Raw genomic sequence first — 16,458 nt, forward strand, 5'->3', positions numbered from 1 at the left:
ATGGGCGGAACGCCTGTTACCAGCGTTCTAGTCCTCTTCCTGCCTCTAATGGTTTTACTCGGTAGGAGACCGATCCATTTGCTACCGAAACCCTATACCATTACATTTTCAAAGAACAAACCTACTAGCTGTAGGATGATCACCGATCATGTGTTCTAATATACAAAATATTCGTTGCTCTTGCAACCCCTTTTTTGGGGTTTGGAGCAACGCCGTCTTTCATCCCACGATTCAAACCGTGGGCTTTCAGTCGGCAAAAATCTGTAATGTGATGTTGTATCACTCACCAATATCCATAAACATCTGCTTTGCTTTCTCAGATACAGCTCTGTTGATTACCTTTCGACGCTACTTAATCACTAGTACGAGATGATCATTTAAATTGAATATTGAGTGGTTATTACTGTCTAATTTCATGCAAAATCAATCCTTTTGACTATTGTAACTGAGTAAAAAACAAGAACCAAAAAAGGCAAATGTTAGAATAAATGCCTTTCGGCTACCGCCGAACCGAAATTTACTACCCACTTAGTTGACACTTGAAGTGGGAGTACTCTTTCGGAAAAAAGGATAGAAAGATGTGATCTAGACAAATAGGAAAACCTTTATTCTAACACCTGCATAAGATAATTAAAGTAGCTGTGAGGGGGAAATCAGATGGGAAAACGGGTCAATCAACATACTTTAGAAAATTCCCTTTTTTTACTCGCTTGTTGTGGACAAACGCGAAATTTGAATAATCGACTTCGTTTTGTAGTTCCTAAAAATCTAGGTTATCAATTGGTTCAAGTCTTTTGTTTACCAAAGGAATATGGGCGTGAAGCTTTTGGATATTTATTGGAAAGCAAAAAAAACTTTGTCCTTGCTTTTAAAGGGACAAGTATAAGGGTGTTCGACCTATCCGTTGATCTCAACTTGTATCAAACAACATATCCTTTTGTTCGAGGTGCCGGAAAAACGCACGAAGGATTTACGTATTTGTACCATTGTTTACGTGAATCTATTATTCGAACCTGTTTTCTCCTTGCCAAACAGCAAAAAAGAGACCTATATATCACTGGTTATAGCTTAGGGGGGGCAATTGCAACTTTAGCTGCATTAGATATCGCTGTACACACACCTTTTCGCCACCCAAAAGTATATACTTTCGGTGCTCCACGAGTAGGGAATTCAACCTTTGCTCTCACTTATGACTTAAAAATCAAAGAAAGTGTTCGAATCGTAAACGTACATGATTATATTCCACTCGAGCCTCAAGCGGAAATAAAACCCCCATTCACCAAAAAAGGATTAATCTATCAACATGTAAAAGGGTACTTCCCTATTTCCTTTCAATGCAAAAAAGGGAACCATCCACTCCAGTTCCCCTTGTTAAAAAATCATCAATTGGATACGTACTTCTCTGCTCTAGGTAAATTTGCCCCTGATTATATCCAACGAATTTGCCGACTAAACCCTCGGTTTTGTCCACTTTTCAGAAGAGACATGCAAGTTAATCATGTTATACAGAAACTTTCGAATCCGCGCCAAGACCAAAATAGCGATGAAGACTCTGGGTTGCCTCAATTGCTTTATCTCGTTCAATGACACAAGATAATTTAATCTCTGATGTGGATACCATTTTGACTGTGATATTTGCTTCACTAAGACATGCAAACATATTTGCAGCTACACCAGGTCGAGTCATCATCCCAACACCTACTGCAGATACTTTAGCTAATCCACCTTCAAATAACATGTCTTGAAAACCTAGGATAGATTGTTTAGCTAGTAAAACTTTTTGTGCAGCCTCAGCTTCTGCTTCCGAAATACTAAACGCTACACTCATTTGATCAACCTGATGTTCACTTTGCACAATGATATCGACATTGATGTGTGCATCTGCTAATGCAGTAAATAGTTCTGCTAAAATATTTTGTCTATTAGGTAAACCCAATAATTTAATTCTCGCAACATCCATATCATGGGCAATTCCTCTTACTTGCAAGCTTTCTTCCATCTGATCTTGCTCCTTTATCCAAGTTCCTGGTACTTTTTCAAAACTGGATCGTACAACTAGCTTTACCTTATGTGAAAGTGCACACTCCACTGATCGAGGATGAAGTACACCTGCGCCTAATCGTGCTAATTCTAGCATTTCCTCATAGGAAATTTCCTCTATCTTTTGTGCTTGTTTTACCACTCTTGGATCAGCAGTATATACTCCTGTTACATCAGTATAAATCTCACAATATTCTGCTTGCAGTGCTGCTGCAAGAGTTACCGCAGTTGTATCAGATCCTCCTCTTCCTAATGTTGTGATTTCTCCCTTATCTGTCACACCTTGAAATCCAGCTACGACAGCTACTTCACCTTTTTCTAAGGATTCCAGTAGTGCATCCGTTTTCACTTCATGAACGACAGCTTTTCCATGTACTTTATCTGTGACAATACCTGCTTGCCAACCTGTAAACGATCGTGCTTCTATATTCTTCTGATGTAATGCAACACTCAATAATGCAATACTAATTTGCTCACCAGTTGTAAGTAACATATCCATTTCTCTTGGTGATGGTTGTTCGTTTAATTCTTTGGCTAGATGAACCAATTGATCTGTCGTTTTCCCCATTGCTGAAAGTACTACAACACATTTGTAACCAGCGTTTACTTTCTCTTCTACTCTCTTAGCAACTTCTTGGATTCTCTTTGTACTTCCTACAGAAGTTCCACCAAACTTCATAACAATGATATTCAACAGTATGTCTCTCCCTTTTTTAGCAGATAAGAACATAGAAATGTAGCTTATCTTATTAGTGCAACTAAGCCTCCGTCTATGCCTTAAAGGCTTGCCATCGGCAAGTTTTCTTTACAAAACAAAAAGACCACAGCAGAGAGAAACACAGGCTGTCGTCTATAAGCGACTTCTCTCTGTGAGATAGTACTCCACAAGAAATTTTTCTTGTGACAGTGCCGCATCTATTTGATAACGACCCCAGTCTGTCATTCGTATGGGTGAATGACAATCTTCGGCGATGGAAGCCTTTCCCCACTTTTCTTCGGACCCAAATCCTCCAAATGAGTACTTTTCTTCCTCGCAACCTCTACTACACAGGTAATGTGAAATTTTATATATCTTAGCATATGTTTTACTAAAATGACAATCTATTTTTAAAATGGCAGTACTAGCATTTTTAATAACAAGCTACATCACTTGAATAGAATACCATATAATACAAAAAAAATAACCCTCTTATTACAAAAGGCTAAGATAAAGACTCACTAGACTTGATGATGTATCGACAACGATGATCTCCATCCGACATACAATTTGTACGTTCAACAAAATCCGTGCCTAATAGATTTTTAAACAAAGATAACTCACAATCACAAGCTTTTTTATACTTATTTGCAATTTCAAATATAGGACAATTGTATTCAATAAACTCAATCTCTTGATCGTTTATCTCTTCACTTTCGACCATATAACCGTTCTCTATTTGAATTTTTTCTAACTCTGCTACTTTCTCTTTAAACGTACTCTTCTCTGCTATACGTTGCTTGTAATTTTGTTGAAGCCGCTCTTGACGTTTTTCAAATAAGGTATGGACTTTTTCTTTCCCATCTATTTCTTCCAAATCTTCTAGAAGGCCAACTGTCATCGTTCCATAATTTTGCGGGAACAGTTCTTTGCCTTCTTTGGTCAATCGATATAAAGTAACAGGTCTTCCTACTGCTTGTTTTACTTGCGTAGGAGTTATCCATTGTTCTTTTTCTAATTTATTCAAATGCTTGCGAACAGCCATATGAGTAATCTTTAATTCATCTGATAAAAAGTTGACACAGACTTGATCATTTTTTTTAATCAACTCTAAGATTTGATTGGCCGTTTCATTCAGGTGAGGCATTTTTTTCACCTACTTTCTTCCTTCTTCAATGATGTATCATACATTTTTTATACCATAAAGTATAAAAAATTGACAACCCCAGTATATCGAAAAATTACATATATATAGGAAAATTTCAATCTCTAAAAAATATAAAATGATCTTACGAAAAAACTATTGCTTATTTTTTTACATTGGTGTTTAATAACCATATATCACTTTTTTATACTTTAAGGTTTAAAAAGTATAAAAATATAAGGAGCGAATACACATGTCTACTTTTACATTACCATCTTTACCATTTTCAACGAATGCTCTAGAACCCCATATCGATAAAGCAACCATGGAAATTCATCATGGCAAACACCATCAAACCTATGTCGATAAACTAAACGAAGCTTTATCTAATCACCCAGAGTTGTCCAATCAAACATTGGAAGAACTATTGCAAAATTTGAACACTCTACCTAAATCCATTCAAACTGCGGTGCAAAATAATGGCGGCGGGCACTATAACCATAGCTTATTTTGGGAAATTTTGACTCCTGGTGGATCAAACAAACCTGTTGGAGACATCGCAAAAGCAATAACCAAGCAGTTTTCTAGCTTCGAAACGTTTAAAAATGAATTTACCAAAGCAGCTCTTGGTCGGTTTGGATCTGGATGGGTATGGTTGGTAGTAGACGGAGATCAGCTCGAGATTGTACATACCCCTAATCAAGACAATCCAGTGATGGCTGGAAAACAAGTTATATTAGGTTTAGACGTTTGGGAACATGCCTATTATCTTCGCTACCAAAACAAAAGACAAGATTATGTTGCTGCTTTCTTCCAAGTGATTAACTGGGATGTGGTAGGCGAAAAATTTAATCAAGCTCGTAAATAAAATCCCTGTAAATGGAGATGAATTCCATGGTCCTCGAAGCGCTACGAAAAGAATTGCTTGCTTTAGAAGGCGTTACAGAGCAACCCCATCGATTTGGCGGGATCGAATTTCGTTATCACTCCAAAGAACTTGGGCATCTTCATGGAGAAAAATTAGCTGATCTACCTTTTCCTAAAAAAATACGAGATGAACTCATACAAACTAACACAGTAAAACCTCATCATGTTTTGCCAGACTCTGGTTGGGTTAGTTTCCCTATTCGGAGTGAAAATGATATTCCGATATTAATAAAGTTATTCCATATGCAATATGACCGTTTGACACTCCACACGGCTAAAGCCGTGGGATTCTTGGGTAATCCTTAGTACCCCAAGGAAATTTACCAAGCTTAGACCGCAAGCCCTGCGGCAATGAATCGTAAACCTTCTTGCACTATATTTTTTGCTGCGTTGATGTCTCGATCATGATGTTCCTGACACGAAGGACATGTCCATTCGCGCAAGTTTAGATCTTTTACTTCTTTGTTTTTGTATCGACAGTCTGGGTTGGAACAACGTTGGCTAGAGGGGAATGTTTTCCCTACCTTTACGATTGTTCTTCCATACCACGCAGCTTTGTATGTTAACATCGTAACAAACTCCGACCAGGAAGCATCCGTAATCGATTTGGCTAAGTTGTGATTTTTTATCATGTTTCCTGTTTGCAGACTCTCGGTACTGATCACTTGGTTTTCGTGTACCAGTTGGGTAGAGAGTTTATGAAGGAAATCATGACGTTTATTCCCAGTCTTTTCGTGAATCCGAGCTACTTTTATCCGAGCTTTATGCCAATTGGAGCCGCCTTTCGTGCGTTGTGATAGGATTCGCTGTGCTTTCGCCAATTTTTCTTCGTAGCAACGAAAGAAACGACTTGGATTGATTTTCGTTCCATCATCAAAAATCGCAAAATCCTTTAATCCCAGATCCATGCCAACAGCTTCCTTTTGTGCAGGAACAGATCGGAGATAGCAGCCTTCGCAGAGGACCGAAACTTGATATTTGCCCGATGGGGTACGACGAATCGTAGCTGACAAGATGCGACCACTGATTTCACGGGTTTTGACAAACTTTACCCAGCCTAATTTTGGTAGCTTGATTTTGTTTTTCACGATTTCGATCGTTGGTCTCCCTTGTTTGGGATGGTTACACTGACTTGTATAGGTTTGAACGCGATTTCGCTTGCTTTTTAAACGAGGGGCATCGTTTTGCTTTTGGAAAAAACGAGAAAACCCATCGGCTAGGTGTTTTAAGGTATTTTGCAAAGAAGTGGAGTCGACTTCTTTTAACCAAGTTAGCTCGCGTTTTTTTGCGGTTAGTAGTTGAGAACATTTGGGATAGCTTAGACCTTTGCCTGTTTCTTGATAGCTTTCGTTCCATTTTCTTAGGAAATGATTGAAAACAAAACGACTGCATCCGATCGATTTATGCATGAGGATACGTTGTTTTGTTGTGGGACGAAGCCGAAATTGGAAGGCTTTGTGCATCGATTTCACCTCCTTAAATGGGATTTTGCGGATATTATAGAACGTACGTTTTTATATGTCAAGGATTTCAAAAAAATTAGTCAGACGAGAGATGATCTCTGCCATCTCTCGTCTGATGCTCGCTTTCATCCCACGATTGAAACCGTGGGTTTTCTCGCTCACGAATCTATAAGTATTAAACATAAAAAATAAATATATGAATACCAAAGGGGTATGATTAATATGTCAAAAGTTCTATTTGTAAAAGCAAACAATCGTCCAAGTGATCAATCCATTAGCGTAAAAATGTACGAAGCTTTTCTAAAAAGTTATCAAGAAACTCATCCAAATGATGAAATCACAGAATTAGATTTATTCCAAGAACACTTACCTTACTTAGATAATGTGATGCTAACTGGTATATTTAAATCCGCACAAGGATATGAACTAACTTCAGAAGAAAATACCGCATTAGAAGTAGCTGACAAGTATTTAAATCAATATTTAGCGGCTGAAAAAATAGTTTTCGCTTTTCCATTATGGAATCAAACCGTACCTGGAGTACTACACACATACTTAGATTACCTTAACCGTGCAGGATCTACCTTCCGTTTTACTGCTGAGGGAGCAATCGGTTTAACACCAGATAAAAAAGCAGCAATCTTAAACGCTCGTGGCGGAGATTATTCAGGAGAGCGAAACACTGCTGAAATGGCTGTAAACTTGGTACTTGCAAATTTACAACTCTTTGGTGTTACTGATATTACTTCCGTCATTATTGAGGGTCACAATCAATATCCTGATCGCAGCAAAGCGATTATCGATCAAGGAATCGAAAAATCTATCAAAGCAGCACAACTATTCTAATTAATAAAAAGGAGCAGGGTTGCTATCAAAGCAATCTTGCTCCTTTTTATTAATAATCCAATAAAACACTGGACCACAGTCTATCTTTTTTGGTGAGATCTTCCTCGATTAAATGTACGGTATTTAGCGCATTAATCACAGACATAGCAATACTTCCACCAATATGCGTACTGCTATCTGTATAATACAATCCTTCCACTCGTTTATCTTTGATATTGGGTTGAAAGAAACTACTAGCATTTACCCGATCAATGATGACATGCTTGGTGCCAATCAGTTCTTCTAATTCTTTTGGTCCATAAATTTTTTGAGTCACAATCGATTTCTCAAGATCGACCAATCCTAGCTTCGTTTCTAACCAGTGAACAATAAAATTTCGATATGCTTCGTAATATGAAGCTTGATGTAAACGATTATTATGATTATAAGAAGGTACATTGACGTGAATAGCAAGGTTACTACCTCTATTTGCACGCTTCGATTCGGAATGACCAGAATAAGAAACATGTAGTGTAGGAGATAGGGACCACTCTCCTTGCTCAAAAATATCTACATATTCTCGGCTATGATCTAACGGATAGAAATAGTTATGATGTTGCAAATGCTTATATTGCTTATCAATTCCAAGTAAACAAAGAAACCCAGAAGAACTTAGTTGTAAATGAGATGTTTTTGGCTGCTTCTGCTTTTTTTTCATTAGATTGCGAAAAGTAGCTATATCTACGCTAGAAATTACAAAATCAGCATCCCATAAATATTTCTCTGTTTTGACTTCGAAACGATTATCAGCTTTGACAATGATCTGCTCTGCTGGTGTTTCATGGAAAATATGCACATTTACCTCAGAAGCCAATCGTTCAAAAGCCTCAATCAAACGGTAATTTCCACCTTCGACATAGTAAACACCTTGTACCATTTCCAAATAAGCAAAAAAGCCTAGAGCGGCTGGTGCTTTATAAGGGGATGAACCTACATATGTCGCATATCGATTCATCATCGCAAGTAAACGTGGATCATCAAAAAAACGTTTATGAAAGGCATCCATGGTTAGATGGGGATAAACAGATAAAAAAGCTTTCAACCAAGGGAAAGAAACAAAGTCAGACCAATTTAAGCTAGGATTCTCAAAAAAATTAGCATCTGCTACTTCATACAATCTAGCTGACTCCATTAAATAATCAATAAATCCTTGCCTATTTTCAGGTGAAAATGCACGCAACTGTTCCATCATATAATCCGGGTCAGATGTAAGATCGATCACTGTACCACTTTCAAAAAAATTCCGGCTATTTACTGCCAATGGAATAAACCGAAGCTTTGGATCAATTGTCTTTCCTGCTTCACGAAATACTCGTTCAAAAATCCAAGGCATTGTAATCATAGAAGGTTCAAAATCAAAATGATACCCTTCTATTTTCACTTCTTGTAATTTCCCACCAAGCGTTGGTTGTTTCTCTAACAACACGATATCATGTCCACGGGCGGATAGAATAGCGGCTGAAACCAAACCCGATATTCCCCCGCCAATCACCACTCCTCTAGCCATCTCGTTCCCCCTCACAGAAGCTGTTTTTAAGCTACTCCGTCTAAAAATACAGAAACTACCGTTAAACTGAGTTGTGTAAGTGCTGCTTCATCTTGTTTTTTAGCAAAAGCTTTTTGGGACAACGAGTCGAGCAAACCAAGCCATATATCCGCAAGTACCTCTACTTGATCAAATTGATTTTGTATTTCTCCTTTTTTCATACCTATTCTGATCATACTTCGGTGTGGCTCCACAATGTATTGCTCATATGCAAGATGCACTTTACGAACAAGTCCTTCTGATAAATGTTCATCTACATCTCTCATGAGCGTAGACATACACATAGAGGCATATCTAAAAAAACCATATGACAAAGAAAAAAGTTTTTCTCGTATGCTTACATTGCTCTCTATATTTTTCAAGATCTCTACACTAACTCGCTCTAAGCGTTCACATAGCACTGCCGCATATAAGTGTTCTTTATCTGGAAAATAATGATATAAAGTAGGTTTTGTTATTCCTACTGCACCAGTAATAGCACTTATCGAAACTGCTGCATAGCCGCTTTTTGTAAACAAACAACCTGCTTGATATAAAATCATTTTCTCTGTATCTTTTAAATCACTATTGTTGGTTTTTTTAGGTCTGCCAGGTGGACGCTTGGAATTTGTTTGAGGAATAATAATAATCCCTCCTTCACTCATAAAATCACAATAATATTAATTATAGTTGATAGCGAAAAGAGTGGCAAATAGAGGATTTAGACTTATAGACAAGCTAGAAAATAATTATGAATAGGTAAAAATGTATTTTTGTAAATATGTCATTTTTTAACCCTAAAAAGATTAAATATGATAATTTTCGTAAATATCATAATGATTTAAAACAATATCAAAATATTATATTTCGTTAACATAATAATACAAAATTTTGCGTATAGAGAAACATCACAAAACAACCCCACCTATTTAGGTGAGGTTTGAATATGCAGTTCTTTTTTGCGTTAGCTCTCTTCCTTTATTTGATGCAATGATCTGTATGAGATAAGATTCAACTACAGAGTCTGTTATTTCGCTATTCTTGTATAAACATTTCCATCCATTTAAAATTCTTTTGACCTTCTGGTGTAAAATACAGCTCCATAACATGACGATTATTTATTTTCAATCTTAATAACGGTTCTCCTATCTACTTTTTTCCCTGTGGTCTGTTTTCCTAACACAATCCTTGGTCTGTCAAAGAACGGATCATAGTAAATGATTCTTTAAACCTTGTTACTTATCCGATAGATGTGCTAGTATATTTTCTGCTAACTTCGTATTTATGCCTGCTTTTTGGAATTCTTCTATACTTGCTTCTTTTATTTTTTCAATAGAACCAAAATAACGATACAATTGCTGTTTTCTTTTTTCCCCTACACCAGGAATATTATCGAGTGTTGATTGTAGAAAACTTTTGCTCCTTGTTTGGCGATGAAAAGATAAGGCAAAACGGTGGACCTCATCTTGAATACGTTGCAACAAATAAAATCCATCTGTTCCTCTTTTTAATGGTACTTCTACAGGAGGTTCTCCCATTATCAAAGTAGCAGTTTGGTGTTTTTCATTCTTTGCCATACCACCAACGGGTATAGTGATACCTAACTCGTTTTCTAAAACATCAAGTGCAGCAGCTAATTGTCCTTTGCCACCATCAATTAAGATCAAATCTGGGAGAGGTAGATTTTCCTTTAACACACGAGCATACCTGCGACGCACTACTTCCCGCATGGTTTCATAGTCATCAGCACCTATGACAGTACGAATTTTATACTTACGATATTCTTTTTTTGCTGGTTTACCGTCTATAAACACTACCATAGCAGATACCGGATCTATTCCTTGAATATTCGAATTATCAAATGCTTCGATTCGCTTTGGTAGATCCATTTCTATTGCATCTGCGAGTTGTGTTAATGATAAAGTTGTTTTGCTCTCATCACGTTCCATGAGTCGGAGTCTTTCCGTAAGAGCTATACGGGCATTTTCCGTTGCCATATCTACTAGTTTTCGTTTTGTTCCTCTCTGTGGAAACACAATTTTCCCATTAGGAATCAATCCTGCTACCAAGTTTTCATCGATACCCATTGGTAACACAATTTCTTTTGGAAGTGCAGGAGTATCATAATAAAATTGCCCAACAAAACTGAGAAAATCTTCTTCCGGTTCTTGAAAATGTGGAGATATGGATACATTTCGTTCTAACAACTTTCCTTGACGAACAAAAAAGACTTGAACACAGATATATCCTTTCTCCACATAATAGCCAAATACATCACGATCGATCTGATCAGCCAAAGAGACATGTTGCTTTTCCATCAAAGTGTCAATATCCATGATTAGATCACGTAATTCTTTTGCCTTTTCAAACTCCAGTGCTTCTGAAGCTTCTTGCATCTGACCCATTAATTCTTTTTTCACCTCAGGATGATTTCCACTTAAAAAACGTGTGATTTTTTGGGTCAATTCCTCGTACTTCTCTTCCGACACTTCATATTCACAAGGTGCCAAACACTGTCCTAAGTGATAATACAAACAAACACGCTTTGGCAATGTGGTACACTTGCGAAGAGGGAAGAGGCGATCAAGCAACTTTTTTGTTTGCCCTGCTGCACCAGCATTGGGATAGGGCCCAAAATATTTCGAGCCGTCTTTGACCAATTTTCTTGTAACTAGCAATCTAGGATGTATCTCTTTTGTTAGTTGTATATAGGGGTAAGATTTATCATCTTTCAGCATGATATTGTAATGTGGATGATGTTTTTTTATCAAATTGGATTCTAAAATAAGTGCTTCTAAATCACTAGAAGTGACGATGTATTCAAAATCAACAATATCCATTACCAAACGCGTTGTCTTGGCATCATGGGAACCGGAAAAATAAGAACGAACTCGATTACGTAGATTTTTCGCTTTCCCTACATATATAATTTGTCCTTCATTGTTCTTCATTAAGTAACAACCTGGTTGATTTGGTAGTAAGCTCAATTTCTCTTTTAACATCTATTTCTCCCCCACATGGTCTCCTCTCTATTGTACGATACCAGAGCAAGTCTCTCTACTAAGACATTATATCTTGTCTGTTAACATTCGATATGCACGTTGGTACTTTTGTACCCTCTCTTGATCTCTGTTGCTTGGGTTTGGTATACGTTGCAGATTCATATTTTCCTCTAAATCAGCTATTTTCACTTGTTTGGCTAATGGGTTGTTCGAAATACGTTCAATATAAGTAAAATAATCTTCCTTAGGGTCATGAGTGAGTAAACAGAGTGGATCTAAGATGTAATGCGGGAAGTCTTCCGCTTTTAATTGCTCCAAAGTTATAGGCGTATCTTCTATTACATCATGAAGAACTCCTACTATTTTTGCTTCTATCGATGAAAGACGAGACATAACAGCTAATGGATGCAGAATATAAGGATTTCCCCCTTTATCCACTTGGCCTTTATGTGCATTTGTCGCGATTAAAATAGCTTTTTCCAATAAATGCATGCATATCTCTCCTGTTTCTGTTCCATTATATCAGCTCTTCTCCTAGCTTCTACTGCAGTTATCCTCAATATTAAGATCTGTTAAAACAAATTTCTCCCGTTGCATGGCAACATATTGACCTCTATAGTCCTTCAGTAAAATGATGTCTCATTCTCAGAATGGAAAGAACAACTGACTTGCAAATGTCGATTTTATCTGTTACGATAACTGACGAACGTTCGTTAGATACGGAGTGATACCTATTGAAAAGTAATGAAATCAAAGAGGCAGCCCTAAAATTTTTCACCATTCATGGTTATGAAGGTGCTTCCCTTTCTCAAATAGCTAAAGAAGTCGGCATGAAAAAGCAATCCATTTATGCTCATTTTAAAGGTAAGGATGATCTTTTCATGCAAGTTTTACGCGATGCGAAAGAGGCGGAATTATCTTCCAAACTCCACTATATTAGCAAAATGGATTCCCACAGTCCAAAAAAGGATTTATACGGATTCTTGCAGCTGGTTATTGATCTTTTCCAAAAAAAAGAACAGTTAAAATTTTGGCTACGTATATCTTTTTTTCCGCCAGCACATCTAGCAGAAGCAATCGAAAAGGAAGTCTTGGATATGGAAGAAAAGGTTCAACTGATACTCGAGAGTAAATTTCAGGATTGGATCCATACACAAACAATAATCGGGCAAGCAGCCAAAATACCGACTCTCGCATTCTTGGGGGTAGTTGATTCCATTTTATTGGAACTGGTATACGGCAATGATGAGAAAAGACTGAAAGACAAATTAGAAGCCTCTTGGGCAGTTTTTTGGAGAGGCATTTCACTGCATTGATTCTTACAGCAAGGGTGTTGATATATGCAGAAAACCATCAATGTACAAAATTCGGTAATGCTTATTTTGCTAAGCAACGTGTTTATTGCATTTCTAGGAATTGGTCTCATCATCCCTGTTATGCCTTCTTTTATGGATATCATGGATTTATCTGGAAAAACAATGGGTTATCTAGTCGCAGTATTTGCATTAGCTCAACTAATCATGTCCCCGTTTGCAGGTCGTTGGGTTGATCAATATGGGAGAAAAAAAATCATCCTAATCGGGTTATTCCTTTTTGGTACTTCTGAGCTTATTTTTGGGTTGGGTACACATGTATCTGTGCTTTATATATCAAGGATTTTAGGGGGAATTAGTTCCGCCTTTATTATGCCAGGTGTTACTGCATATCTTGCAGATATCACTTCCGTTCAGGATCGATCTAAAGCTATGGGCTATATGTCCGCTGCCATAAGTACTGGTTTTATAATTGGACCTGGAATTGGCGGGTTTATTGCAGAGTTCGGCGTACGCATCCCTTTCTACTCTGCTGCTGTCTTCGCTTTTTTAGCATGTCTTTTATCCATATTTATCTTAAAAGAACCATTAACAAAGGAACAACTTGCAGAAATTGCTGCTAACACAAAACAAGTAAACTTTATAAGTGATTTAAAAAGATCCTTTCATCCGCTTTACTTTATTGCGTTTATTATTGTATTCGTACTCGCTTTTGGTTTATCAGCATACGAAACGATATTTAGTCTCTTTTCTGATCGTAAATTTGGTTTCACCGCAAAGGACATCGCATCTATTATTACCATAAGCTCTATCTTCGGCGTAATTGTACAGGTATTTATGTTTGGAAAATTGGTAGATATGCTTGGAGAAAAAAAACTGATCCAATTATGCTTGATTGTTGGCGCAGGATTGGCTTTTATATCTACTATGATTTCCAGCTTTCTAGCAGTACTGGTCGTAACTAGTTTCATTTTCCTTGCTTTTGATTTACTCCGTCCAGCTTTGACGACATTTTTATCCATAACTGCTGGAAAAGAACAAGGATTTATAGCTGGTATGAATTCTACGTATACAAGCCTTGGAAATATCGTCGGACCAGCAATGGGCGGTATATTATTTGATGTAAACATCCACTTTCCGTATCTTTTTGCAGCTGTTATTTTACTGATTGGTCTTAGCATTACGCTCGTGTGGAAAGAAAATTCAGTGGAAAGACTAGCTAAATAATCAAACGAAATAGATAAACCTGCACCTTAGATGAAGGTTATGCCTTGTTCAAATAAAAAACAAAAGGGCCCATTCAGGCCCTTTTGTTCTTTTACATATACTCTTCTAACCATTGAACCAATTGTTCTTCTGACTGTAAACCAATCTTTTTGGATTTCATTTCACCATTTTGAAATACGATTAAAGTAGGAATACTCATTACACCAAATTTCATTGCTGATTCTGGATTATCATCCACATTAATTTTTGAGATCGTTATTTTATCGCCAATTAATTTATCTACATTATTTACAATAGGTCCAAGAATCTTACAAGGAGGACACCAAGGAGCCCAAAAATATACAAGAACTGTACCGCTATCTACACCCTCTACATCATTCACAAAAGTTTTATCTGTTCCTTCTATAATTGTCAATTTTTATTCCTCCTGAGTAAAGCTTATACATCAAAAAGTAGTATATCACGTTAATAGAGAAAATAATTATTTTAAAAGAGGGACGATTCCGCTAAAAAAGAAGAGTTTTTTACTATTGTCACAAATATGCCAAATACAGATTTAAATCTACTAATATTTGTATACTCATCCTATTCGTTTTTTTAATTATTTTTATACTTATTTGATATAAAAAATCAGATCTAAAATGTGTTTTAATGTTTATTTTCTTCTTTGTTTGCAATGGCCTCCATTAATCTATTACTTCTTAGGGTTTCATTCTAAATATCCCCCTTTTAAAACCTTTCTGTCAGATGAGCCGTTTCCTCCTTTTTTACTCAGGTGGTTCCGTTTAACAACAAATATCGGTCTTTTTATGTTCTCCCTTCTTTTAATCCGTTCCATCATTGCAGTTCATTTGAATAGTGAATTAGTACTATTGGGGCTGTAAACAAATTATATTCCTTTGTAGCCTCAACAAAAAGAACACAAAAACTCAGAAATTTAGCGAATGTCAAGTTTCCCTCTTAATAGGGATTTTTCATTCTGAAAAATCTTCAAAAAATTATATTGACTAACGGTCAGGAAAATCTTATAATCATGCTAACCACTGGTCAATATAAGTGATAAGGAGGCGCAACCGATTGCTTTACAATTGCATGAAAATGAACAAATTTTAGATGCTTAAATATATCGTCATTCCACTTGCATCACTATCAAATAAAAAATGCTATCTGCTGGGTTGCCAAACAACTCACATATATAGCACAGGAGGTTCTTATGGTATCCACATCTCAAACGACAGAAAAAATTCATCCTCATCATGAATCGCTCCCACAACGTGAAGGGTTTCAGCTCTTCCGTTGGCTTCGCAAAGGATGGGCTCTGAATAAATCGCTGACCATGCTGGGATTGATGCTAGTCATCACACTGCTGGCAACATGCGTGGGTTTGCTCGTTGAACATCGAGTGATTGCTGGTGCTCCTGCGTGGGCCAAGCCAGCCAAGTTTGCCATTTCATTTAGTTTCTATTGTTTTACGTTCGTCTGGCTCCTCTCTTATCTACAACGGTGGAAAAAAACTGCCATGACGCTTACTATCATAACCTTTGTTGGAGTATTCATAGATATGGCTCTGATAGTTTTGCAAGTGTTCAGAGGTGTTCAAAGTCATTTTAATGTGGCAACTCCCTTTGACGATATGGTATATAGAATCATGGGTCTTGGCTCAACGATGATTTTTATAGCTTCCCTTGTGACTGGCATCTTCCTTCTGTTTAAGCGTAATATCGACCTTGCTTTGATCTGGTCTTTGCGCTTAGGTCTCGTGATTATGATACTTGGCATGTCTGTTGGTTTCCTGATGACACAAGCAACCCAAGAACAGCTAGCAGTCTTTACTGCTGGACAAATGCCCCCGATTTTTGGTGCTCACAGCGTTGGCGTTCCAGATGGTGGTCCTGGTTTACCCTTTCTGGGGTGGAGTACTACTGGTGGTGATCTGCGCATCGCCCATTTTGTTGGGTTACATGCTCTCCAAGTGCTGCCTTTTCTCGGTTGGTTTCTCTCAGCTCAGCGTTTCCCAAGGTTCTCCACAAGGCAGCGTATCGCTTTAGTTTGGATCATCGGCCTAGGTTATGCTGGTCTAGTTGGTTCGCTTCTCTGGCAAGCATTACGGGGCCAATCTTTGATCGCACCTGATGGTTTGACATGGCTCACCTGGGGGTTAATAATTGGTGTCACCCTTATCTTGAGTGGAGCTATCATTCTACGTGCTCGATTGAGCAAAATTCAATAACTGGG

Annotated in this window: 15 protein-coding genes, 1 pseudogene and 1 riboswitch; of the genes and pseudogenes, 7 read left to right on the forward strand and 9 right to left on the reverse strand. The window is 37.4% G+C overall.

Annotated features, from left to right (window positions below):
• Positions 1–282: 282 nt before the first annotated feature.
• Positions 283–417 (reverse strand): annotated as a pseudogene (locus A3GQ_RS28060) (IS200/IS605 family transposase); the annotation flags it as partial.
• A gap of 240 nt (positions 418–657) precedes the next feature.
• Between A3GQ_RS28060 and A3GQ_RS24385 the strand changes: the two are divergent.
• Positions 658–1,587, forward strand: a complete 930-nt coding sequence (locus tag A3GQ_RS24385) for a lipase family protein (RefSeq protein ID WP_051271741.1) — start codon at positions 658–660, stop codon at positions 1,585–1,587.
• Here A3GQ_RS24385 and A3GQ_RS0112880 read toward each other — a convergent pair.
• Together A3GQ_RS0112880 and A3GQ_RS0112885 are read right to left on the reverse strand one after the other, a co-directional pair.
• The gene (locus tag A3GQ_RS0112880; protein WP_028777389.1) at positions 1,502–2,734 is read right to left on the reverse strand and encodes an aspartate kinase; all 1,233 of its coding nucleotides are present in this window, start codon (positions 2,732–2,734) and stop codon (positions 1,502–1,504) included. The two genes, A3GQ_RS24385 and A3GQ_RS0112880, sit on opposite strands and share 86 nt — an antisense overlap.
• A gap of 173 nt (positions 2,735–2,907) precedes the next feature.
• Positions 2,908–3,091, reverse strand: a riboswitch (Lysine riboswitch).
• Between the two features lie 151 nt (positions 3,092–3,242).
• Complete coding sequence (locus A3GQ_RS0112885; RefSeq protein ID WP_028777390.1) at positions 3,243–3,884, reverse strand: helix-turn-helix transcriptional regulator; 642 nt, start codon at positions 3,882–3,884, stop codon at positions 3,243–3,245.
• A gap of 250 nt (positions 3,885–4,134) precedes the next feature.
• On the opposite strand from A3GQ_RS0112885, the gene A3GQ_RS0112890 reads away from it, so the two are divergent.
• Both A3GQ_RS0112890 and A3GQ_RS24390 read left to right on the forward strand, forming a co-directional pair.
• Entirely contained in the window at positions 4,135–4,749 is a 615-nt protein-coding gene (locus A3GQ_RS0112890; protein WP_028777391.1) for a superoxide dismutase, read from the forward strand.
• A gap of 26 nt (positions 4,750–4,775) precedes the next feature.
• Positions 4,776–5,114 carry a luciferase domain-containing protein gene (locus A3GQ_RS24390; RefSeq protein ID WP_083964228.1) on the forward strand — a complete coding sequence of 113 codons (339 nt, stop codon included), beginning with the start codon at positions 4,776–4,778 and terminating at the stop codon, positions 5,112–5,114.
• 23 nt (positions 5,115–5,137) lie between these two features.
• Here A3GQ_RS24390 and tnpB read toward each other — a convergent pair whose 3' ends face one another.
• A complete protein-coding gene (tnpB, locus tag A3GQ_RS0112900) occupies positions 5,138–6,271 on the reverse strand; it encodes an IS200/IS605 family element RNA-guided endonuclease TnpB (protein ID WP_028777392.1) in 1,134 nt (377 codons plus the stop codon).
• Positions 6,272–6,493: 222 nt separating this feature from the next.
• Between tnpB and A3GQ_RS0112910 the strand changes: the two genes are divergently transcribed.
• The gene (locus A3GQ_RS0112910; RefSeq protein ID WP_028777394.1) at positions 6,494–7,117 is read left to right on the forward strand and encodes an FMN-dependent NADH-azoreductase; all 624 of its coding nucleotides are present in this window, start codon (positions 6,494–6,496) and stop codon (positions 7,115–7,117) included.
• 49 nt (positions 7,118–7,166) lie between these two features.
• Here the strand turns inward: A3GQ_RS0112910 and A3GQ_RS24395 are convergent, their stop codons facing one another.
• From A3GQ_RS24395 to A3GQ_RS0112935, 4 genes are all read right to left on the reverse strand, one after another.
• Positions 7,167–8,663 (reverse strand): phytoene desaturase family protein, encoded by a 1,497-nt coding sequence (locus A3GQ_RS24395; protein WP_051271751.1) that lies wholly within the window; start codon positions 8,661–8,663, stop codon positions 7,167–7,169.
• A gap of 26 nt (positions 8,664–8,689) precedes the next feature.
• Positions 8,690–9,346 (reverse strand): TetR/AcrR family transcriptional regulator, encoded by a 657-nt coding sequence (locus A3GQ_RS0112920; protein WP_028777395.1) that lies wholly within the window; start codon positions 9,344–9,346, stop codon positions 8,690–8,692.
• A 570-nt stretch (positions 9,347–9,916) separates the two neighbouring features.
• Positions 9,917–11,683 carry an excinuclease ABC subunit UvrC gene (uvrC, locus tag A3GQ_RS0112930; RefSeq protein WP_028777396.1) on the reverse strand — a complete coding sequence of 589 codons (1,767 nt, stop codon included), beginning with the start codon at positions 11,681–11,683 and terminating at the stop codon, positions 9,917–9,919.
• Between the two features lie 66 nt (positions 11,684–11,749).
• Positions 11,750–12,175 (reverse strand): HD domain-containing protein, encoded by a 426-nt coding sequence (locus A3GQ_RS0112935; RefSeq protein ID WP_028777397.1) that lies wholly within the window; start codon positions 12,173–12,175, stop codon positions 11,750–11,752.
• Between the two features lie 242 nt (positions 12,176–12,417).
• Here A3GQ_RS0112935 and A3GQ_RS0112940 point away from each other — a divergent pair, with 242 nt between their 5' ends.
• Positions 12,418–12,999, forward strand: a complete 582-nt coding sequence (locus tag A3GQ_RS0112940) for a TetR/AcrR family transcriptional regulator (protein ID WP_028777398.1) — start codon at positions 12,418–12,420, stop codon at positions 12,997–12,999.
• A gap of 24 nt (positions 13,000–13,023) precedes the next feature.
• Positions 13,024–14,223, forward strand: coding sequence for an MFS transporter (locus A3GQ_RS0112945; protein WP_028777399.1), 1,200 nt, complete (start codon positions 13,024–13,026; stop codon positions 14,221–14,223).
• 91 nt (positions 14,224–14,314) lie between these two features.
• On the opposite strand, the gene trxA is transcribed toward A3GQ_RS0112945, so the two are convergent.
• Positions 14,315–14,638, reverse strand: coding sequence for a thioredoxin (gene trxA / locus A3GQ_RS0112950; protein ID WP_028777400.1), 324 nt, complete (start codon positions 14,636–14,638; stop codon positions 14,315–14,317).
• A gap of 798 nt (positions 14,639–15,436) precedes the next feature.
• Here trxA and A3GQ_RS24400 point away from each other — a divergent pair.
• A complete protein-coding gene (locus tag A3GQ_RS24400; RefSeq protein ID WP_051271753.1) occupies positions 15,437–16,453 on the forward strand; it encodes a hypothetical protein in 1,017 nt (338 codons plus the stop codon).
• Positions 16,454–16,458: the final 5 nt, after the last annotated feature.

The organism is Shimazuella kribbensis DSM 45090, assembly GCF_000428065.1.
Taxonomy (GTDB): Bacteria; Bacillota; Bacilli; order Thermoactinomycetales; family Thermoactinomycetaceae; genus Shimazuella; species Shimazuella kribbensis.